General features: G+C 67.4%; 22 protein-coding genes. 7 read left to right on the forward strand and 15 right to left on the reverse strand.

Translation table 11 applies throughout. The annotated features are described in order from the left end of the window. Genes A5759_RS18110 through A5759_RS18135 form a run of 6 tightly spaced genes read left to right on the forward strand, consistent with a single transcriptional unit; the run spans position 1 to position 3,131 of the window. Entirely contained in the window at positions 1-798 is a 798-nt protein-coding gene (locus tag A5759_RS18110; protein WP_064418284.1) for a thioesterase family protein, read from the forward strand. Continuing rightward, a complete protein-coding gene (locus tag A5759_RS18115; RefSeq protein WP_064393952.1) occupies positions 795-1,310 on the forward strand; it encodes a DinB family protein in 516 nt (171 codons plus the stop codon). The genes A5759_RS18110 and A5759_RS18115 overlap by 4 nt, the downstream gene beginning before the upstream one ends. Positions 1,311-1,353: 43 nt before the next feature. Next, a complete protein-coding gene (locus A5759_RS18120) occupies positions 1,354-1,638 on the forward strand; it encodes a YiaA/YiaB family inner membrane protein (protein WP_068200007.1) in 285 nt (94 codons plus the stop codon). 46 nt (positions 1,639-1,684) lie between these two features. After that, positions 1,685-2,005, forward strand: a complete 321-nt coding sequence (locus A5759_RS18125; RefSeq protein ID WP_064393954.1) for a helix-turn-helix transcriptional regulator — start codon at positions 1,685-1,687, stop codon at positions 2,003-2,005. Next, positions 1,998-2,492, forward strand: a complete 495-nt coding sequence (locus tag A5759_RS18130; RefSeq protein ID WP_064425626.1) for an SRPBCC family protein — start codon at positions 1,998-2,000, stop codon at positions 2,490-2,492. The genes A5759_RS18125 and A5759_RS18130 overlap by 8 nt, the downstream gene beginning before the upstream one ends. A gap of 6 nt (positions 2,493-2,498) precedes the next feature. Next, positions 2,499-3,131 (forward strand): flavodoxin family protein, encoded by a 633-nt coding sequence (locus tag A5759_RS18135; RefSeq protein WP_064425627.1) that lies wholly within the window; start codon positions 2,499-2,501, stop codon positions 3,129-3,131. A 1-nt stretch (position 3,132) separates the two neighbouring features. Here the strand turns inward: A5759_RS18135 and A5759_RS18140 are convergent, their stop codons facing one another. From A5759_RS18140 to A5759_RS26480, 10 genes are all read right to left on the reverse strand, one after another. Next, the gene (locus A5759_RS18140) at positions 3,133-3,684 is read right to left on the reverse strand and encodes a nuclear transport factor 2 family protein (protein ID WP_068200010.1); all 552 of its coding nucleotides are present in this window, start codon (positions 3,682-3,684) and stop codon (positions 3,133-3,135) included. 25 nt (positions 3,685-3,709) lie between these two features. Next, complete coding sequence (locus tag A5759_RS18145; RefSeq protein WP_068200012.1) at positions 3,710-5,080, reverse strand: FAD-containing oxidoreductase; 1,371 nt, start codon at positions 5,078-5,080, stop codon at positions 3,710-3,712. A 10-nt stretch (positions 5,081-5,090) separates the two neighbouring features. Then, positions 5,091-5,573: a DUF4126 family protein gene (locus tag A5759_RS18150; protein ID WP_064393959.1), complete on the reverse strand. Its 483-nt coding sequence runs from the start codon at positions 5,571-5,573 to the stop codon at positions 5,091-5,093. A 67-nt stretch (positions 5,574-5,640) separates the two neighbouring features. Continuing rightward, complete coding sequence (hisG, locus tag A5759_RS18155) at positions 5,641-6,486, reverse strand: ATP phosphoribosyltransferase (protein WP_064393960.1); 846 nt, start codon at positions 6,484-6,486, stop codon at positions 5,641-5,643. A 5-nt stretch (positions 6,487-6,491) separates the two neighbouring features. Next, complete coding sequence (locus A5759_RS18160) at positions 6,492-6,773, reverse strand: phosphoribosyl-ATP diphosphatase (RefSeq protein WP_064393961.1); 282 nt, start codon at positions 6,771-6,773, stop codon at positions 6,492-6,494. Positions 6,774-6,813: 40 nt separating this feature from the next. Continuing rightward, positions 6,814-8,349 (reverse strand): FAD-binding protein, encoded by a 1,536-nt coding sequence (locus A5759_RS18165; RefSeq protein WP_068200015.1) that lies wholly within the window; start codon positions 8,347-8,349, stop codon positions 6,814-6,816. Continuing rightward, the gene (locus A5759_RS18170) at positions 8,346-9,803 is read right to left on the reverse strand and encodes a sugar porter family MFS transporter (RefSeq protein ID WP_064393963.1); all 1,458 of its coding nucleotides are present in this window, start codon (positions 9,801-9,803) and stop codon (positions 8,346-8,348) included. The genes A5759_RS18165 and A5759_RS18170 overlap by 4 nt, the downstream gene beginning before the upstream one ends. 54 nt (positions 9,804-9,857) lie before the next feature. Further along, a complete protein-coding gene (locus tag A5759_RS18175) occupies positions 9,858-10,541 on the reverse strand; it encodes an HAD family phosphatase (RefSeq protein WP_068200145.1) in 684 nt (227 codons plus the stop codon). 12 nt (positions 10,542-10,553) lie between these two features. Continuing rightward, a complete protein-coding gene (metH, locus tag A5759_RS18180) occupies positions 10,554-14,303 on the reverse strand; it encodes a methionine synthase (protein WP_068200018.1) in 3,750 nt (1,249 codons plus the stop codon). 226 nt (positions 14,304-14,529) lie between these two features. Continuing rightward, complete coding sequence (locus A5759_RS26480; RefSeq protein WP_255392535.1) at positions 14,530-14,652, reverse strand: hypothetical protein; 123 nt, start codon at positions 14,650-14,652, stop codon at positions 14,530-14,532. 105 nt (positions 14,653-14,757) lie between these two features. On the opposite strand from A5759_RS26480, the gene A5759_RS18185 reads away from it, so the two are divergent. Further along, positions 14,758-15,624: a PAC2 family protein gene (locus tag A5759_RS18185; RefSeq protein WP_197506108.1), complete on the forward strand. Its 867-nt coding sequence runs from the start codon at positions 14,758-14,760 to the stop codon at positions 15,622-15,624. 88 nt (positions 15,625-15,712) lie between these two features. Here the strand turns inward: A5759_RS18185 and A5759_RS18190 are convergent, their stop codons facing one another. The 5 genes from A5759_RS18190 to A5759_RS18210 form a co-directional block, all read right to left on the reverse strand. Then, the gene (locus tag A5759_RS18190) at positions 15,713-16,591 is read right to left on the reverse strand and encodes an SDR family oxidoreductase (protein WP_068200021.1); all 879 of its coding nucleotides are present in this window, start codon (positions 16,589-16,591) and stop codon (positions 15,713-15,715) included. 123 nt (positions 16,592-16,714) lie between these two features. Next, positions 16,715-17,953 (reverse strand): cysteine--1-D-myo-inosityl 2-amino-2-deoxy-alpha-D-glucopyranoside ligase, encoded by a 1,239-nt coding sequence (gene mshC / locus A5759_RS18195; RefSeq protein WP_064425633.1) that lies wholly within the window; start codon positions 17,951-17,953, stop codon positions 16,715-16,717. Between the two features lie 57 nt (positions 17,954-18,010). Then, positions 18,011-18,790, reverse strand: a complete 780-nt coding sequence (locus A5759_RS18200) for a 3'(2'),5'-bisphosphate nucleotidase CysQ (protein ID WP_064393968.1) — start codon at positions 18,788-18,790, stop codon at positions 18,011-18,013. Positions 18,791-18,793: 3 nt separating this feature from the next. Continuing rightward, positions 18,794-19,627, reverse strand: a complete 834-nt coding sequence (locus A5759_RS18205; RefSeq protein ID WP_094286545.1) for an SCO1664 family protein — start codon at positions 19,625-19,627, stop codon at positions 18,794-18,796. Then, positions 19,611-20,198, reverse strand: coding sequence for a DUF3090 domain-containing protein (locus A5759_RS18210; protein ID WP_064393970.1), 588 nt, complete (start codon positions 20,196-20,198; stop codon positions 19,611-19,613). The genes A5759_RS18205 and A5759_RS18210 overlap by 17 nt, the downstream gene beginning before the upstream one ends. Between the last annotated feature and the right edge of the window lie 32 nt (positions 20,199-20,230).

The raw sequence follows: 20,230 nt of genomic DNA on the forward strand, positions 1-20,230 counted from the left end.
GTGATCGATTGCCATTACCGCCGAATCGGTACCGACAACGAATTCGAGGTCTTCGAGTCCACAGACGGCACCCGCAGCAACTGGAATCCCGAAATCCAGCACGGCTCACCGCCGTTGGCGCTGATGACCAAACGTATCGAGGAGCTGGCCGGCGACTCGGGACTGCGCATCGGGCGCTTGACTCTGGACATCCTGGGGGCGATTCCCGTCGAGCAGCTGCGGGTCCGCGCTTGGGTGGAACGCCCGGGCGCGCGAATATCGCTGATGGCCGCCGAGATGCTCCACACCCGGCCCGACGGCACACGGCGCGCGGTGGCCCGCGTGACGGCATGGCTGTTGGCGACCAGCGACACCGCCGACGCGGCCACCGACCGCTATCCCCCACTCATCGAGGGCACCGCCGTGGAGGTGCCCCACGGCTGGGTCGGCGCGAAAGGCTACCTGGAGACGGTGAGCTGGCGGCGCCAACCCGAGACCGGCGAGACCGGACACGTGGTGTGGATGAGTCCGCTTGTCGCGCTTGTTGATTCGGAGCCGACGACCGCGCTGCAGCGGCTCGCGATGGTCGTGGACAGCGCCAACGGTGCAGGTGCGGCGTTGGACCCGGAGTCGTTCGTGTTCATGAACACCGACACCGCCGTGCATCTGCACCGCCTGCCAACAGGTAGCGACTTCGCGGTTCGTGCCCGTGGCTCGATCGGCCCCGACGGCATCGGGGTGACCACGGCCGAACTCTTCGATCGGCAGGGCTTCATCGGCACCTCGGCGCAGACCCTGCTGGTGCAACGCCGCCCGTGACCGTCGACCTCCAGTGGCAGTTCGAACTCGTGTGGGCGCTGGCCGACCTGCACTTGGCCGCCCTCGCCGATGACGACTTCCTCTGGGAGCCCGCCGAGGTGACGTGGACGGTACGGCCGGATGCGGACGGTGTGTGGCGTGCGGACTGGTCCGCCACGGAACCCCAGCCCATCCCGGCGCCGACGATCGCGTGGCTCACGTGGCACGTCGACTGGTGGTGGTCGAGCGCGATCGATCATCTGACCGGCGAAGCACCGCGGGAGCCCGGCGTCGTCACCTGGCCGGGTGAGGGCGCCGCCGCCGTCGCCCGCCTGCGTCACCTCGCCGACCGCTGGCGAGAGGTGTTGACCGGCGTCGACCCGAACGCCCCCTCGGCGTACCCGTGGGGCGAGGACTCGGGCCACACCGTCGCGCGCACCGCGCTGTGGGTGAACGTCGAATTGACCAAGAACACCGCCGAGATCGGCCAGTTGCGCCTGATACGCGCGGCACACAGGTCGAAGGTCGGGTAGTTCTACCTACCCCCGCCGTCGGCTGCGCCTGCAGGCTGGCGGCATGGACACACCTACCACCTCGCGGACCACCGCCGCCTACTTCCTGCAAGCCGCAATCGCTTTCGGCGTCAGCCTGGTCGGACTGGTCGGCGGGATCTTGTTCCTTCCCCTGGACTCCTGGCAGCGACTGTTTCTGGGCATGACGGCGCTGTTTCTGGTCACCAGTTCGTTCACCCTGGCCAAGGTGATCCGCGACCAACAGGAAGCCGCCACCATCCGGGTGAGGCTTGATGAGGCCCGGCTCGAGAAACTGATCGCCGAACACAACCCCTTCAGCGCGAGCTGAGCAATATGTCCTTGCGTCTATATAGATAGAATGTAATACTAGCCGCATGGACGTCTTCGAAGCGGTCGCCGAGCCGAGTCGTCGCGCACTGCTCGACCAGCTCGTCGACGGTGAACGCACCGCGGGTGAACTGGTCGCGAGCCTGCCTGGACTGACCCAGCCGACGGTGTCCCGGCATCTGCGGGTGCTGCGGGAAGTCGGCCTGGTGGAGGTGCGGCCCGACGCGCAGCGCCGCATCTATGCGCTTCGCGCCGACGGACTGATGGCGATCGACGATTGGATCGCGCGTTACCGCCGCATCTGGACCGACCACCTCGCCGCACTGGAGCGTCATCTGGAAGCAAAGCACGGGAGCGGCGATGACTGACCGCAACGGCCGGTTGACCATCGACGGCGAGCGCGCCGTCCTGACGTTCGAACGCCGACTGCCCTATCCGATCGAGGCGGTCTGGAACGCGATCGCCGACCCCGCCGAACGCCGAGAGTGGTTCGGCGCGACGACGATCGAACCGCGGCAAGGCGGGACGATCGAGATGGTGCCCATCGGACCGCCGCTACCTCCGGACCGGATGCGCATGACCGGGCGCATTCTGGTGTGGGATCCGCCGCACGTCCTCGAGCACGAGTGGCGTCAGCCCATCGTCGAGGACAGCACCGTGCGCTACGAACTGACTCCCGACGGCACCGGCACCCTGCTGAAGTTCACCCATCGGGGATTAGGCGTGCGCAACGCCGGCGGGTTCCTCGGCGGAACCCACGCCTACCTGGATCGGCTGCAGGCATACCTGGAACACGCACCGCTACCGGACTGGCTGCGCAGGCGCGCAGAGATCAACAGCACGCAGACAGGATGAGTTGACATGACGCACAACGGATCTGACATCGCCGCACCTGCCGTCGCGGTTGCCTACCACTCGGGTTTCGGGCACACCGCGACGCTCGCCGAAGCCGTGGCCGCGGGAGCGCGCGACGCGGGCGCGGTCGTGGCAACCGTTGCCGTCGACCGGATGACCGACGCCGACTGGGACGTTCTGGATTCGGCCGACGGCATCGTGTTCGGGAGCGCGACCTATATGGGCAACGTGTCCGCGGCGTTCCAGGGCTTCGCCGAGTCGACCGGGCGGCGTTGTTTCACCGGCGCGTGGCGCGACAAGGTCGCGGCCGGGTTCACCAATTCCGGCGGTAAAAGCGGCGACAAGTTGAACACGTTGGTGTCGCTGGCGGTGTTCGCCGCGCAGCACCACATGCACTGGGTCAGCCTCGGTCTGCCTCCGGGCTGGAACCATTCGAAGGCGAGCGAGAACGACCTCAACCGGCTCGGCTTCTTTCTCGGCGCCGGCGCGCAGACCGACGTCGACGCCGACCCCGACGGGGTCCACGCCGCCGATGTAGCCACCCACCGTCACCTCGGTCACCGGTTCGCTTTGGTGACCCGGCAATTCATCGTCGGCCGCTCGGTCACGGCAGCGGCGCCATCGCCTGCGGCGTCGTAGGCTATGCCCGTTCCCCGCGCGGGAACGCGGTAAAGAACGCGTATGAGGGGTCCTGCTCGTCCATGCGCCCCTCGGCAAGGTTGCCGGACACTGGGTTCTTGACATCGCTCGCGAGCGGCGCCGAGAACTCGTGTGTCCAGTCGGCCACGCATTTGCGGTGGGCGAACTTCCACCGATCCTCCCGCTTTGAGTAGCGGTCGAGATAACGGCCGCCGGTGATCAGCACATACCCGACACCAGCACGCTCGGCGCGGTGGTAGGCGACCACGTAGGCCTCCCCTTCGGCGGTATCGGGTCCGGTGATCCGGATGAGGTGATTCGTGACGTTGTGCTGAAGCGTCGCCAGTCCGCCGAGTAAGTCTCCGATCGAGTCGATGAACTCCTCGGCGGTGTTCGTCGCGTTGAAGCCGTGCTCGTCGTGGGCGCCTTTCTCGTACAGAGATTCAGCCAGTGCGACGTCGCCGCGATCCATCGCGCGACAGTAGTTAAGGACGAGATCGCGGATCTCGTCCTTGGCGATCAGTGCATCGAGATTCGGCAGCGCGGTGGGCATGCGTCGACGATATTCGATAGTCCGCCTAGGTCAGGGGCGTCATCTCCTGCAGCATCGTAGGCACCAACTCGCTGACGGTCGGATGGATGTGCATCGTGCGCGAGATCGCGGTGTAGGAAACCCCAGCGGTCATGATGTCGAGGATCGAGTGGATAACCTCGTCACCGCCGACGCCGAGGATCGCCGCACCCAGAATCTGCTCGGTCTCGGCGTCGACGACCACCTTCATGAAGCCTTGCGTCTCCCCTTTTTCCACCGCGCGGCCGACCCGCGTCATCGGACGCTTGCCGACCAACGCTTTTCGACCCGACTCGCGCACCTGCGCCTCGGTCAGACCGGCGCGCCCCAGCGGAGGGTCGATGTAAAGCGCATACGTCGTGATGCGGTCGCTGACCCGGCGCGGGTCGTCGTCGAGCAGGTTCGCCGCGACGATCTCGAAGTCGTTGTACGACGTGTGCGTGAACGCCCCCTTACCGTTGCAGTCGCCCATGGCCCAGATGTGTTCGACGTTGGTGCGCAATCGATCGTCGACGGCGATGTAACCGCGGGCGTCGGTTTCGACCCCGGCGTTCTCGAGCCCCAGGTCGTCGGTGTTGGGGGTGCGCCCGACCGCGATGAGCAGATGAGTACCTGCGATGGGTGCCGCACCGTCGCTCGGGATGACCTCGAAACCGCTGTCGGTCTTGGTGAATCGGATCGCGTCGGCGTCGAGGGCGATATCGATGCCCTCGGCCTCCAGGATGTCTTTGACCGCGGCCGAAACGTCCTCATCCTCACGTGATGTCAGCCGCGGCCCCTTCTCGATCACGGTGACCCCGGCTCCGAAGCGACGGTACATCTGCGCGAACTCCAGTGCGATGTAGCTGCCGCCGATGATGACGAGATGTTCGGGCACCGTATCGAGTTCGAGAATGCCGACGTTGGTCAGGTAGTCGATGTCGGCCAGCCCGGGCATGTCGGGTGCGACGGCGCGACCGCCGACGTTGAGGAAGATCTTGTCCGCGTGCAGCACTCGGTTGTCGACGCGGATCGTGTGCGGATCGGAGAAGCGTGCGTGGCCGCGGATGAACGTGCATCCGTCCATGCCTTCGAGCCAGGACTCGACGCCGTCGCGGTCATCGAGCACGATCTTGTCCTTGCGCGCCTTGACCTTTGTCATATCGACGCCGATATCGCCTGTGCTGACACCGTATTCGGCACCGCGGCGGGCCAGATGGGCGGCGTGCGCGCTGGCGACCAGGGTCTTGGTCGGGATACATCCGTAGTTCACGCATGTCCCGCCGACGAGTTTGCGTTCGATGACCGCGACCTTCTGCCCCGCCTGCGTGAGCCGGCCCGCCAACGGTGGCCCGGCCTGCCCCGCACCGACGATGATCGCGTCGAATCGTTCTGTCACGGTGGGCCGTTCACACCAGGCTGACCAGGAACACGATCAGGAAGCCGCCACCCACGGCAACGATGTCTTCGAGGATCGCGCCAGGGCGGTCCTGGCCGTTGCGCAGGTCGGCGAACCGCTGACGTGCCGCCGCGCCGCCCATCGTGCCGAGCACCGCGCCGATGACACCCGCGCCGAGCGCACTGAACGTGTGAAAGTACGCACTGCCGATCACCGCGCCGGCGAAGGCGCCCATGATCAGGCGCGTGATGAACTGGGGAGCCGTCTTACGGCTGGGGGTTTTCGGCAGCTGATCGGTGACCAGCTCGACGAGCAGAAAGATGGTCAACACGGTGACGGTGATCGGATGTGCCATCCACTCCGACCATTTCCCGTCCACGTCGATCCACCCCAGCAGTGCGCCCCAGGACACCACCGCCGGCGCGGTCAGTGCGCGTAGGCCGGCGATGACGCCGATCAACAGTGCGAGTACCAGAATCAGGACCTGTGTCATGGCGACCTCCGGCCGGTGTTATGGACCTCCGGACGCTAACACGCAGGCCGGAAGGGTTCGCGCTGAATCACAGGCGACAGAATCGGATGTCAGAAGCCAGTATCGCCTTGGCACCGATGGCGGCGAGTTCGTCCATGATCTTGTTGACGTCGCGGCGGGGCACCAGAGCGCGCACCGCCGCCCACGCCGGGTCGGCGAGCGGAGCGATTGTCGGCGACTCCAGGCCGGGGGTCACCGCGACCGCACGGTCGAGAACGCTGCGCGGGCAATCGTAATCGAGCATCAGGTACTGCTGGCCGCGAACCACGCCCTGCACACGGGCCACCAGTTGGGCGCCGGTGGGGCTGTCCGGCGCGCCGTCCCGCTCGATCAGCACCGCCTCGGAGTCACACAGGGAATCGCCGAACGGCACCAGATTGTGCAGTCCCAGTGTTCGTCCGGAGCCCACCACATCGGCGATCGCGTCGGCGACGCCGAGCTGCACGGAGATCTCCACCGCGCCGTCGAGCCGGATCACCGTCGCCTCGATGCCGTGCGCGGCCAGGTCTTTTCGCACCAGGTTCGGAAACGCGGTCGCGATCCGCTTTCCCGCGAGATCCTCGACCCGCCAATCGCGCCCGGCCGGGGCCGCATACCGGAACGACGACGAGCCGAAGCCCAGCGCCAACCGCTCCCGCACCGGCGCATCCGATTCGGCGGCCAGATCGCGGCCGGTAATCCCGAAGTCGAGTTGCCCCGAGCCGACATAGATCGCAATGTCTTTGGGGCGCAGGAAGAAGAACTCGACGTTGTTGGCCGGGTCGATGACCGTCAGGTCTTTTTGGTCGGTGCGGCGCCGGTAGCCGGCTTCGGACAGGACCTCGCTGGCGGGTTCGGAGAGTGTGCCCTTGTTGGGGACGGCGACGCGAAGCATGCGATTCACAGCTTCCGGTAGACGTCGTCGAGGGTGAGTCCCCGAGCGATCATCAGCACCTGTGTCCAGTACAGGAGCTGGCTGATCTCTTCGGTGAGCGCGTCATCGCTCTCGTGTTCGGCCGCCAGCCACACCTCGCCGGCTTCCTCGAGGATCTTCTTGCCGATCCCGTGCACGCCGCCGTCCAGTGCGGCGACGGTGCCGCTACCGGCGGGGCGGGTCCGGGCGCGTTCGCTGAGCTCCGCGAACAGGGCGTCGAAGGTCTTCACGGCACGCGATTGTGTCACGCTCGCACCCGTCGGGTCACGCCGGTTTGCCCGACCCCGGTCACGTACGCGCCATGTGCAGTGCGGCGCGGTGGCTGAACAACAGCGACGCCCCGATCGGGTTTCCTCCACCGGGGTAGGTCTCCCCCGAGACGGCCGCCATCGTGTTCCCCGCCGCATACAGACCCGCGATGGGCCGGTCGGAGGTGTCCAGGACGCGGGCGTCGGTGTCGGTGCGCAGCCCGCCCTTGGTGCCGAGGTCGGATATGCCGAAGGCCGCCGCGCGGTAGGGCGGGGTGTCGATCGGCACCAGCGGCGACGCGCCGCCGGTGAAGGCCCGGTCGAACGATTCGCGGCCGCGACCGAAGTCCTCGTCGACACCCCGCGCCGCGAACTCGTTGAAACGGCGCACGGTGTCTTCCAATTGTGTTGCCGGAACGCCGATCTGACCGGCGAGTGCGGCCAGCGTGTCGGCCTGCACCCACAGACCCTCGGCGAAGTACTGTTCGGTCGGCGAGAAGGAGACGTTGGTGGCCATCACGGGCGGTTGTTCGCCGGTTCGGCTGTCGTAGACCATCGAGTACCGCGACCCGACCGTGCCGTCGCGCATCGCGCGCAGGATCGCGCGCCCCAACCGGTCGTAGGCCGCCGACTCGTTGGCGAAGCGGCGGCCGGAACGGTCGACGAAGATGCCGCCGGTGAAGCACAGCGCGAACGCGGCGCGGCCGTCCGGATGGATCAGCCCCGGCGACCACCACGCCTGGTCCATCAGGTCCACGTCCGCCCCGACGGCGATCGCCGCCCGATGGGCCAGTCCGGTGTTGGCCGGGGCGCCCATGGTGTCGCGAGCGCTTCCGGGGACGCCGAATTCGGCCCGCATGTCGGCGTTCTGTTCGAAACCGCCCGTGGCGAGCAGCACGCCGCGCCGCGCCGTGATCGTGCGTCGCTCGCCGTCGTGCTCCACGACCGCTCCGACGATGCGACCTCCCTCGACGACCAACTCGACCAGGCTCGTGGACAGATGCGCCGTCACCGCCGGGTTGTCGGCCATCGCCCACAGAAACCGCCCGACCAGCGCCCGCCCGCCGGTGAGCAGATCGGGCTGCGGCGCCCCGAGGCGCTCATGGTCCAGCGGCCCACGAACCAGGCCCGCGAACCGGCCGAGGCGCTCGTCGGGCACCGCCTTGGAGACGATGTGGCGCATGCCGTCGGTGCGGGCCCCGGCCGCCGAACTGTAGTAGTCGGGCCACGGCAGGATCTTGAACGCGAAGTGCTCGTCGCGTTCGAGGTAGTCGATCAGCGCGGCACCGCCGCGGACGTAGGTCTCCTGAAGTGCCGCGGGTGTGCGGTCGCCGACAACCTCGCGGTAGTAACGCAGCGCGTCGGAGATCGTGTCGTCGCATCCGGCGCGGGTGAGCACCGCATTGCACGGGTACCACATGCCGCCGCCTCCGGAGTAGGCGAAGGTGCCGCCGAACCGGTCGCTCGCCTCCACGATTGCGACCGAGAGTCCTTCCCGCGCAGCGGTATAGGCTCCGGCCAGCGCCCCGGCAGAGCCGGCGACGACGACGTCGACCGACTCGTCGATGCCGCTCAGACGGTTTCCTGCTGCGATGCGACCTCGTTGCCCATGTCCTCGAGGTGTTTACCCTTGGTCTCGGCGACGAACTTCCACACGAACAGCAACGACAGCACCGCGCAGATCGCGTAGAAGCCGTAGGCGATGCCGAGCGAGAAGTCACCGAGTGCGGGGAACGACGCGGTGATCGCACAGTTGGCGAGCCACTGCGCTGCGGCGGCCAGACCCAGCGCGGCGCCGCGGATGCGGTTCGGGAACATCTCACCGAGCAGCACCCAGACCACCGGACCCCACGACATGCCGAACGACACCACGAACAGGTTCGCGGCCACCAGTGCAATCGGACCGGCGATGCCCTCCAGGCTCGGCTGGCCGTCGACCACCGGCGCCGTGCCGAAGATGACCGCCATCGTGCCGAGGGTGATCGCCATACCCGTCGACCCGACCAACAACAACGGCTTGCGTCCGACCTTGTCGATCAGCGCGATCGCGATCAGCGTGGTGACGATGTTGGTCACCGACGTGATCACGGTGATCAGGAACGCCTGCTGCTCCCCGAACCCGACGGCCTCCCACAGCACGTTCGAGTAGTAGAAGATCACGTTGATGCCGACGAACTGCTGGAACACCGACAGCAGCACACCCACCCAGACGATGCCGTAGAGCCCTCCGGTCGGCTTGCGCAGATCGCGCCACGACGGCGGCTTCTCCGACTTCAGCGATTCCTTGATGCGCGTGATCGTCAGCTCGAGGTTCTTCTCCCCCAGCAACTTCGTCAGCACCCGCCGCGCCTCCGGAATCCGGTATGTGGCAACGAGATAACGCGGTGATTCGGGGATCGTGAACGCCAGCACGCCGTAGACCACGGCGGGTACCGCCATCACGAGGAACATCCAGCGCCAGGCTGCCATCCCCAACCAGAGTTCCTCGCGCGATCCGCCGGCCAGGCGGGCCAGCAGCGCATCGATCGCCAGCGAGATGAAAATGCCGGAGACGATGGCCAGCTGTTGTAGCGAGCCCAACCTGCCCCGGATCCGCGGTGGCGAGGTTTCGGCGATGTAGGCCGGTGCGATGACCGAAGCCACGCCGACGCCGATACCGCCCACGATGCGAAAAATCGTGAACATCCAGACGTTTGTGGCCAGGCCGGTGCCGAAGGCGCTGATGAAGAAAAGCAGCGCGGCGACCTTCATCACCGACAGCCGGCCGATCTTGTCGGCGAGACGTCCGGCGACCAGCGCACCCAACGCGGCGCCGATCAGGGCCGCCGCCACGGCCACGCCCGTAACCGCCTTGCTGATCTGGAAATGGTCCTCGACCGCCGCAACCGCGCCGTTGATGACCGCGCTGTCGTAGCCGAACAGCAGGCCGCCGAGCGCCGCGACGGACGCGATGAGAACGACGCGACCGCTGTGCTCGGATTCCTCGTAATCCACCGCCGTCGAGGAGTCACCTGCGGGTCCGTGAGTCATGTGAGACCTTTCCACAGCGCGTGATGGATGTCACATTCAATCACAGACCGGTGCTCAGGCGGTGCGTTCTCCCGGCCTGGTCACCAGTTCGGAATGGACATGGTGGAGGTCCGCGGCACGCAACCCGGCGAGCGAGGAAGCGTGGTGTCGACGTGGCCCCTCGGGTACCGCTACGTCGTTGGGTACCACCAGCACCGGGCATCCGGCACGTTCGGCGGCCGCCGAGCCGGTGACGGAGTCTTCGACCGCCAGACACGCCACCGGATCGAAACCCAGCAGTGTGGCCGCGCGTTCGTATACGTCGGGTGCGGGTTTGCCGCGGGCAACCTCGTCACCGCAGACGGTCACCGAAAAGTAGTGCGAACCAATGCTGTTCAGCGCCTTGTCGGTCAGTGCGCGCAGAGTGTTGGTAACGAGCGCCATCGGGATTTCTTCTGCGGCAAGCTCATCGAGTAATTCTTGGGCACCGTCACACCACTCCAGGCCGCCGTCGAACAGCTCGGCGGTGTAGTCGTGCAGCCATCGGTTCGATTCGGCCATCGCGCGCGGATCCTGCTCGAGTCCGAGGTCGGTGTACACGGTCCGGATGGTGTCCTCGGCCGAGCCGCCGACCAGCGCCTCGCGCACCTGTGGGGTCAGCTCGCCCCCGAGTTCGGCGTAGAGCGCCCCCAACGAGACGTCCCACAGCTTTTCCGAATCGACGAGGGTGCCATCCATATCGAAGAGGACGGCGCGCAGCACCGCCTCCATTCAGTCCTCCGGGTTGTAGCCGAGGTTGGGCGCGAGCCAGCGCTCGGCCTCCTTCAGCGTCCAACCCTTGCGCTTGGCGTAATCGGCGACCTGGTCCTGGGCCACCCGGCCGACGACGAAGTACTGCGACTGCGGGTGCGAGAAGTACCAGCCGCTGACCGCGGCCCCCGGCCACATCGCCATCGAATCGGTCAGCTCGATGCCGGTGCGCTTCGTGACGTCCAGCAGGTTGAACAGCGTCGCCTTCTCGGTGTGCTCCGGGCATGCCGGATAACCGGGCGCGGGACGGATGCCCACGTATTTCTCGCCGATGAGCGCGTCGTTGTCCAGCTGCTCGTCGGGCTGGTATCCCCAGAACTCCTTGCGGACCCGTTGGTGCATCCGTTCGGCGAACGCCTCGGCGAGCCGGTCGGCGACCGACTCCAGCAGGATGGCGCTGTAATCGTCTAGCGCCGCCTTGAACTCCATGATCTTCTCTTGGCTGCCCAGGCCGGCGGTCACGGCGAACGCACCGACATAGTCGGCCAGACCCGTTTTCTTCGGCGCAACGAAGTCACCCAGTGACCGGTTCGGGATGCCCTCGCGGTGCTCGCCCTGCTGACGCAGGTTGTGCAGTGTGGTCAGCACCTCGGTGCGGGTGTCGTCGGTGTAGACCTCGACGTCGTCACCGACGGCGTTGGCCGGGAAGAAACCGATCACCCCGTTCGCGGTCAGCCATTTCTCCTTGATCGACGTGTCGAGCATCTCCTGCGCGTCGTCGTAGAGCTTGCGCGCCGCCTCCCCGGTGGCCGGGTTGTTGAGGATGTCGGGGAATCGGCCCTTCATCTCCCAGGCGTTGAAGAACGGCTGCCAGTCGATGTACTCGCGCAGTTCGGCGAGGTCGTAATCGAGGAACTCGCGCACGCCGAGCCCCTGAGCGGGCACCGGTGGCGTGTAGCCGTCCCAGTCGATCGGCGTCCGGTTCGCGCGGGCCTTCTCCAGCGTCAGCATCGGCCGGTCGTTCTTCTGGGCGTGCCGTTCGCGCAGCGATGCGTAGTCCTTCTCGGTGGCCTCCAGCAGTCCGGGCCGCTGTTTGTCGTCGAGCAGCGCGGCGGCCACCGGAACCGAGCGGGACGCGTCCTTGACCCAGACCACCGGACCGCTGCGGCGCGGCGAAATTTTCACCGCAGTGTGCGCGCGCGAGGTGGTCGCGCCGCCGATGAGCAGCGGGATCTCCAGCCCTGCGCGTTCCATCTCGACGGCGAAGTTGGACATCTCGTCCAACGACGGGGTGATGAGGCCGGACAGCCCGACGATGTCGGCGTCGTGCTCCTTCACCGCGTCCAGGATCTTCTGCGCGGGCACCATCACCCCGAGGTCGATCACTTCGAAGTTGTTGCACTGCAGGACAACCCCGACGATGTTCTTGCCGATGTCGTGGACGTCGCCCTTGACGGTCGCCATCACGATCGTGCCGTTGGTGTCTTTGGAACCCGTCGTGCCGGCCTCCTCCTTCTCCGCCTCGATGAACGGAAGCAGGTAGGCGACGGCCTTTTTCATCACCCGGGCCGACTTCACGACCTGGGGCAAAAACATCTTGCCCGAGCCGAACAGGTCGCCGACGACGTTCATACCGTCCATCAGCGGACCCTCGATCACCTCGATCGGTCGCCCGCCCGCGTCGGCGATCTCGACCCGCAGTTCCTCGGTGTCGTCCTCGACGTGGGCGTCGATGCCCTTGACCAACGCGTGCGTGATCCGCTCGCGAACCGGCAAGGATCGCCACTCCGCAGCTTGGGGGTCTTCGCCCTTGCCTTTACTGTTGAACCGCTCCGCGATCTCGAGCAGCCGTTCGGCAGCATCCTCGCGACGGTTCAGCACGACGTCCTCGATGCGCTCCCGTAGTTCGGCGTCGATCGAGTCGTAGGGCACCAGCGCGCCTGCGTTGACGATGCCCATGTCCAGGCCCGCCTGGATGGCGTGGAAGAGGAACACCGCGTGGATCGCCTCGCGGACCGGGTTGTTGCCGCGGAAGGAGAACGACACGTTCGAGATGCCGCCGGACAGGTGCACCCCGGGCAGGTTCTCCTTGATCCAGGCGCACGCCTCGATGAAGTCGATCCCGTAGGTCGCGTGCTCCTCGATGCCGGTGGCCAGCGCGAAGCAGTTCGGGTCGAAGATGATGTCCTCGGCGGGGAAGCCGACCTCTTCGGTCAGGACCCGGTAGGCGCGACCGCAGATCTCCTTGCGGCGCTCCAGGTTGTCGGCCTGCCCCTCCTCGTCGAAGGCCATCACGACGACGGCGGCGCCGTACTTACGGCACAAGCGCGCCTCGCGGATGAACTTCTCCTCGCCCTCCTTCAGGGAGATCGAGTTGACGATCGGCTTGCCCTGCACGTTCTTCAGGCCGGCCTCGATGACCTCCCATTTGGAGGAGTCGATCATCACCGGCACGCGGCTGATGTCGGGCTCGGACGCGATCAGCCGGGTGAACCGGTCCATCGCGGCGACGCCGTCGATCATGCCCTCGTCCATGTTGATGTCGATGACCTGTGCACCGACCTCGACCTGCTGCAGGGCCACCGACAGCGCGGTGTCGAAGTCCTCGGCCTTGATGAGGTTGCGGAACCGGGCCGAGCCGGTGATGTTGGTGCGCTCACCGATGTTGACGAACAGGGTGTCGTCGTCGATGTTGAGCGGTTCCAGGCCCGACAGCCGGGTGGCCACGGGGATCTCGGGCACCTGGCGTGGTGGCTTGCCCTCGACGGCCTCGGCGATCTTGGCGATGTGCGCGGGCGTCGTTCCACAGCATCCGCCGACCAGGTTGACGAAGCCCGCCTCGGCGAAGTCGGCGACGTAGCCGGCCTGGCGCTCGGGGGTTTCGTCGTACTCGGCGAACGCGTTGGGCAGCCCGGCGTTCGGGTAGCAGGAGACGAACGTGTCCGCGATTCGCGACATCTCGGCGATGTAGGGCCTCATCTCCGGTGCACCGAGGGCACAGTTGAGGCCGATCGCGAGCGGCTTGGCGTGCCGGACCGAGTTCCAGAACGCCTCGGTGACCTGGCCGGACAGCGTCCGCCCGGAAGCATCGGTGATGGTGCCCGAGATGACGACGGGCCAGCGGCGGCCACGTTCCTCGAACAGCGTCTCGATCGCGAACACGGCGGCCTTGGCGTTGAGTGTGTCGAAGATCGTCTCGACCAGGATGATGTCGGCACCACCGTCGACCAGGCCGTTGGCGGCTTCGAGGTAGGCGTCGACCAACCGGTCGTAGGTGATGTTGCGGGCGCCGGGATCGTTGACGTCCGGCGAGATCGAGGCGGTCCGCGTGGTCGGTCCCAGCGCTCCGGCGACGTAGCGGGGCCGGTCACCGGTGCCGACCTCGTCGCAGGCCTTGCGCGCCAGCGCCGCACCGGCGTAGTTCACCTCGTAGCTGAGCTCTTCCATGCCGTAGTCGGAGAGCGAGATCGCGTTCGCGTTGAACGTGTTGGTTTCGATGATGTCGGCGCCGGCGTCGAGGTATTCGCGGTGGATCGCCTCGATGATCTGCGGCTGGGTCAGGTTGAGCAGGTCGTTGTTGCCCTGGACGTCGCTCGGCCAGTCCTTGAACCGTTCGCCGCGGTATCCGGCCTCGTCGGGCCGGTCCCGCTGGATCGCCGTGCCCATCGCGCCGTCGATCACCATGATCCGCTGACCCAGTGTCACGGTCAGTTCGTCGGTGCAGTCGGGGCGGATGTTCGGCGTGAGAGTGTTCGACTCAACGGCAGTCATGCGCGCTCCTTCCCTAGGGGAAGGCGTCCTTGAGTCTGCCGAGCGTGGCGGATAACGGTGAAGACCGGAATCCGTTGCAACGCCTCTCGACAGGCAAAGTCTACGTTGTCATCCAAACGATTCTCGGACGCCCGCCTCGACGTGGCGATCGATCCGACCCGCACGGCGGCGCGCGCCCATGAGCGAACGCTGGCGGATCTTGTCGGCACTGTCGTCGACACCATGGTTAACCAGATTGCAGCCGAGCGTATTTCGTCTTGGCTGGCAGCCGGGTGCACATCGCGCGGCCACCGATTACGAGGGCGTCGAGCAAATCGGTGGTGTACGCGCGGTCCTTCACATCAGCCACGAATCCAGGGTAGTCGGCGAATCAAGTCAGCACGTGTGGCGATGGCGCTCCTACCCGCCTCAGAGGGCTTACGCTGGCGTTGTGACCTTGTCGGATGCGAGCGGTTTGAAACCGCCCGACCTGCCCGAACTGAACGACACGATCGTCGTCGCAGCGTTCGAGGGCTGGAACGACGCCGGCGACGCCGCCAGCGATGCGGTGGAGCACCTCGACGCGATCTGGGAAGCCGAGACGATCGTCGAGATCGACGACGAGGCCTACTACGACTACCAGGTGAATCGGCCGGTGATCAGGCAGGTCGACGGGGTCACGCGGGAACTGGTGTGGCCGTCGATGCGGATTTCGCACTGCCGTCCCCCGGGTTCCGACCGTGACATCGTGCTGATGCACGGCGTCGAGCCGAACATGCGCTGGCGCACGTTCTGCTCGGAGCTGTTGGCGATCGCCGACAAGCTCAACGTGCAGACCGTCGTCATCCTCGGCGCCCTGTTGGCCGATACGCCCCACACTCGGCCGGTGCCGGTGTCGGGCGCGGCCTACTCGTCGGATTCCGCGGCGGTGTTCGGGCTGGAGGAGACGCGGTACGAAGGCCCGACCGGCATCGCGGGTGTGTTCCAGGACGCGTGTGTGCAGGCCGGGATCCCCGCGGTGACGTTCTGGGCCGCGGTGCCCCACTACGTTTCCCAGCCGCCGAACCCGAAGGCCACCGTGGCCCTGCTGCGCCGCGTCGAGGACGTGCTCGACGTCGAGGTGCCGCTGGCCGACCTGCCGACCGCGGCCGAGGAGTGGGAGCAGGCGGTTTCGGAGATGACCGCCGAGGACGACGAGATCGCCGAGTACGTGCAGTCGCTGGAGGAACGCGGCGACGCCGAGGTGGACATGACCGAGGCGCTCGGCAAGATCGACGGCGACGCGCTGGCCGCCGAGTTCGAGCGCTACCTGCGCCGCCGCGGCCCCGGCTTCAGGGGCTGAGCGTCCGTCATCCCGCGCGAGCGACCGCATTTGTACGGTCAAGCGCGGCGTGTCGCGGGGCAAACTCGGTCGCTCGCGGCAGTGAGGGTTAGCGCTTTTCCAGCGCCTCGGTGCGCGCGCTCATCGACCGGCCCAACGCGGCGACCTCGGCGTCCATCTTCGGCAGCAGATCCGGCACCGTCTTGAGCGTGGCCCGCTCCCCCAGCCGCGACGCCAGCAGCGGCTTGAGCCAGCGCATCAGGCCGACGAACCGCGGGCAGTTGATCTGCCGCTTGCGGGCCACGATGCCAGCGACGAACAACTCACCGCACTTGTCCACCGAGGTGGTCTTGCCCAGCGGCCCGGGCAGAGAGTCGAGCATCTTGCGCGCGCTCGGCAGGTCCGAGCGACTCTCCCGGACCAGCGGCGTGTCGATCCACAGCATGTGCGCCGACCCGACGTCGACACCGTGGTGCGCGACCTCCAAGCGCAGCGCGTTGGCGAAATGCTCGGCGGCCGCCTTCGAGGCGTCATAAGGAGCCATGCCGGCCGAGGCAGCGTAGGCGGCCGCCGACGACACCACCAGGACGTAGCCGCGCCGGTCGATCACCGAGGGCAGCGCAGCGCGCACGGTGTGGAACACGCCGACGACGTTGACGTCCATGATCGTCTGGAACGCCTGCGGGTCGACCCCGAGCACCGACCCGTAGGTTGCGATGCCGGCGTTGGCCATCACGATGTCGATGCCGCCGAACCGTTCGACTCCCTTGGCGACCGCCGCCTCCATCGCCGCCAGGTCGCGCACGTCGGCGACCGATGTCACCACCCCGTCCTCGCCGAACCGGGCAGCGACCTGGGCCAACCGGTCGGCGTCGAGGTCGGTCAGCACGAGCTTGGCGCCCTTGTCGTGCAGCCGCCGGGCCACCTCTTCGCCGATGCCGTTCGCCCCGCCGGTGATCAACGCGACTTTGCCGTTCAGTGAACTCATGGCGGCTAAGGTACCGCGCCGGCGGCGGCATTCGACGCACGTTCAGCGCGCCGCGAGGGTGCACAAATGGCTGGGAAACCAGCGGCGTGTCGTCGACAGACGCGCGCACTCGCCGCAACGGGGCTACAGCGCGATGCCCAGCAACGCGTCGACGGCGGTCGCCACCGTGTGCCCCGCCTCGGGGTCGTGGCCGCCGTAGCTCAGCGCGTCGGTTGTCCAACCGTCCAGCGCCGCAAGCGCTTTCGGGGTGTCCAGATCGTCGGCGAGGTACCGGCGAACCCGCTGCACGACATCGGTCGCATTCGGCGCGCCGGGCAGCGCGACCGCCGCACGCCAACGACCCAGCCGCTCGACCGCCTCGGCGAGCACCGCGTCACTCCAGTACCGGTCGGCACGGTAGTGACCGGCGAACAGCCCGAGCCGGATCGCCGCGGGGTCGACGCCCTCGGCGCGCAGCCGCGAGACCAGCACCAGGTTCCCGCGGCTCTTGCTCATCTTGTGGCCGTCCCAGCCGATCATGCCGGCGTGCACGTAGTGACGCGCGAATCTGCGCTCGCCGGTGACGGATTCGGCGTGCGCGGCGGAGAACTCGTGGTGCGGGAAGATCAGGTCGCTGCCGCCGCCCTGGATGTCGAGGTCGGTGCCGATGCGGCTCAGGGCGATGGCCGCACATTCGACGTGCCATCCCGGGCGGCCCGGCCCGAACGGCGACGGCCAACTCGGCTCCCCCGCCCGTTGCGCCTGCCACAGCAGCGCATCGAGTTCGTCGCCCTTCCCCGGTCGCTCCGGGTCGCCGCCGCGTTCGGCGAACAACCGGGCCATGGTGTCGCGGTCGTAGCCGGACTCGTAACCGAACTGTGCGGTGGCGTCGGCGCGGAAGTACACGTCGGGATACTCGGCGTCGTCGACGATGTAGGCGGCACCTGAGGCCAACAGCTTCTCCACCACCTCGATGACCTCGGCGATGGCCTCGGTGGCGGCGACGTAGTCGTGCGGCGGCAGCACCCGCAGCGCGGCCATGTCCTCGCTGAACAGCCGGGTCTCGCGGTCGGCGAGTTCGCGCCAGTCGATGCCGTCGCGCTGCGCGCGTTCGAACAGCGGGTCGTCCACGTCGGTGATGTTCTGCACGTAGTGCACCCGATGCCCGGCGTCCAGCCAAATGCGGTGCACGAGGTCGAAGGCGAGGTAGGTGGCGGCGTGGCCGAGGTGGGTCGCGTCGTAGGGCGTGATGCCGCAGACGTACATCGTGGCCGTCTCGCCCGCGCTGACGGGACGGACCTGCCGGTCGGCGCTGTCGTAGAGGCGCAGCTGCGGTCCCCGGCCCGGCAGCGCCGGGACGACGGGAGCCGGCCACGAATTCATAGTCTCGACTCTAGGCATCGATCTGACCGACATCGCGGGCGGCCGTTTCATTCCCGATCAGTCCCTCCAGCGGCTCCGATACGCCGAGAGGATCTCCTTGAGCAGCGCCTCGCTGAGCTCGGGCCGGCACATCAACAGGTCGGGCAGGTAGGGGTCGCGCCGGTTGTAGACCAGCTCCGAGCCGTCGATGCGCGACGCGTGCAGACCCGCGGCCTGCACCACGCCGGCGGGCGCGGCCGAATCCCACTCCCACTGTCCGCCGGCGTGCAGGTAGGCGTCGACGTCACCGCGCACCACCGCCATCGCCTTGGCGCCCGCGGACCCGATGCGCACCAACTGGATGTCCATCCGGTCGCGCAGCCACCACAGCACCGGCGGCGGCCGGTTGGAGCTGGCCGTGATCAGGATGGGGCCGTCGGCGCGGGGCGGCGGCGGGGTGACGGTGTCGGTGCGGTAGACCTCGTTGCGCGCGGGTAGCGCGACCGCGGCGTCGGTGATGCGCCCGTTAGGCCCGCCGTCGCGTCGCCACAGCGCGATGTGCACCGCCCAGTCCGTGCGCCGCGGCATCGAGTACTCGTGGGTGCCGTCGACCGGGTCGACGATCCACACCCGGTCGGCGTCGACGCGGGACAGATCGTCGACCGCTTCTTCGGAGAGCACCTTGTCGTCGGGCCGCTCAGCGCGAAGCCGATCGAGGATCAGCCTGTTGGCCAGCTTGTCGCCGGTGTCGCCGAGGTCGTACGGGTCGTAGAAACCCACTTCCTCGCGGACCTTCAGCAGCATCTCGCCCGCCTCGGCGGCCACCTCGGCGGCCAACGCCGCATCAGTCAGGGTCATCGCTCAGAACGCCGGCCACGGGATCGGGCGATGCCGATCGGGTGTGGGCATCACCGGATCGGTCAGCAGCGCAACGGTTCTGGAGAGCAACGCGGCAATCTCCCGCTCGGTGATGAGCGCGCACAGTTCGTCGCCTAACCCGTTGCGCAGCTGATCGCGCAGCGCGGCCACCGATTCCAGTGTCTGGTCGTCGACGGGTTTACCGGCCCAGCCCCACAGCACGGTGCGCAGCTTGTCCTGGGTGTGCAGGGTCACCCCGTGGTCGACGCCGTACACCCGACCGTCGACGCCGGACAGGATGTGTCCGCCCTTGCGGTCGGCGTTGTTGACCAGCACGTCGAACACCGCCATCCGGCGCAACCGGTCGTCGTCGGCGTGCACCAGGGCGACCTCGTCGCCCGCGTAGTCGTAGGCCTGCAGGATCGGCAAAAAGCCGGGCGGAATGCGCCCTGCGGGAAGCAGATCCACCAGATCCGGCCCGTCCGGTCGTTCGTCGTCGACCTCGTCGCCCGGCTGGTCCACCCACAGCTGCACCATGCCCTCACCCGCCGGCCCTTCACGAATGATGGTGTAGGGCACGATATTCCATCCCAACGCTGCCGACACCAGATAGGCTCCGCGCTCGCGACCGGCCAGCGTTCCGTCGGGGAAGTCCCACAGCGGTGCCTCGCCCGCCACCGGCTTGTAGACGCAATGGACTTGGTGCTGCCCAAGATTCGCCTCGCACAGGAAGGTCGCGTTGCTGGCCGATCGGATGCGCCCGATGACGGTCAGTTCACCGCGCCGCAGCACCTCTTCGCGGACCGCATCGGCCCCGCCGTCAGATGTCGATGTCATCGTCGGACTCGGCGAAGGCGCCGCGCCGATAGCCGTTGGTGCGCACGCAGATGTGGCCTTCGGGGTCCAGCGGTTCGTCACACAGTGGACAGGGCGGGCGGCCTGCCGAGATCACCCGGTTGGAGCGCGTCGCGAACTCGCGCGCGGATTCCGGTGTGAGGAACACACGGACCGCGTCGGGGCCCTCCTCTGCGTCGTCGAGCACCACCGACGCGTCGAACTCGGTTTCCGACACCGCCAGCAGTTCGACGACGACCGTCTGGGCTTCGGAGTCCCAGCCCAGTCCCATGGTGCCCACGCGGAACTCCGCGTCGACCGGAGTGATCAGCGGGCTGAGATCCTCGACATCACCGGTGTCGGGCGGAATCGGCGTTCCGAACCGGCGATTGATCTCGAGCAGCAGCGCGGCAATCCGTTCGGCGAGCACGGCGACCTGCTGCTTCTCCAGAACCACCGACACAACGCGCTTGTCGTGGACGGCCTGCAAGTAGAACGTGCGATTACCGGGTTGGCCGACGGTCCCGGCCACGAATCGGTCGGGTGTGCGGAAGACGTGGATTGCGCGGGCCATGGCACCTCCCAAAATACCGGTTGGGGCTTGTC

This window comes from Mycobacterium sp. 852014-52144_SCH5372336, from assembly GCF_001665615.1.
Taxonomy (GTDB): domain Bacteria; phylum Actinomycetota; class Actinomycetes; order Mycobacteriales; family Mycobacteriaceae; genus Mycobacterium; species Mycobacterium neumannii_A.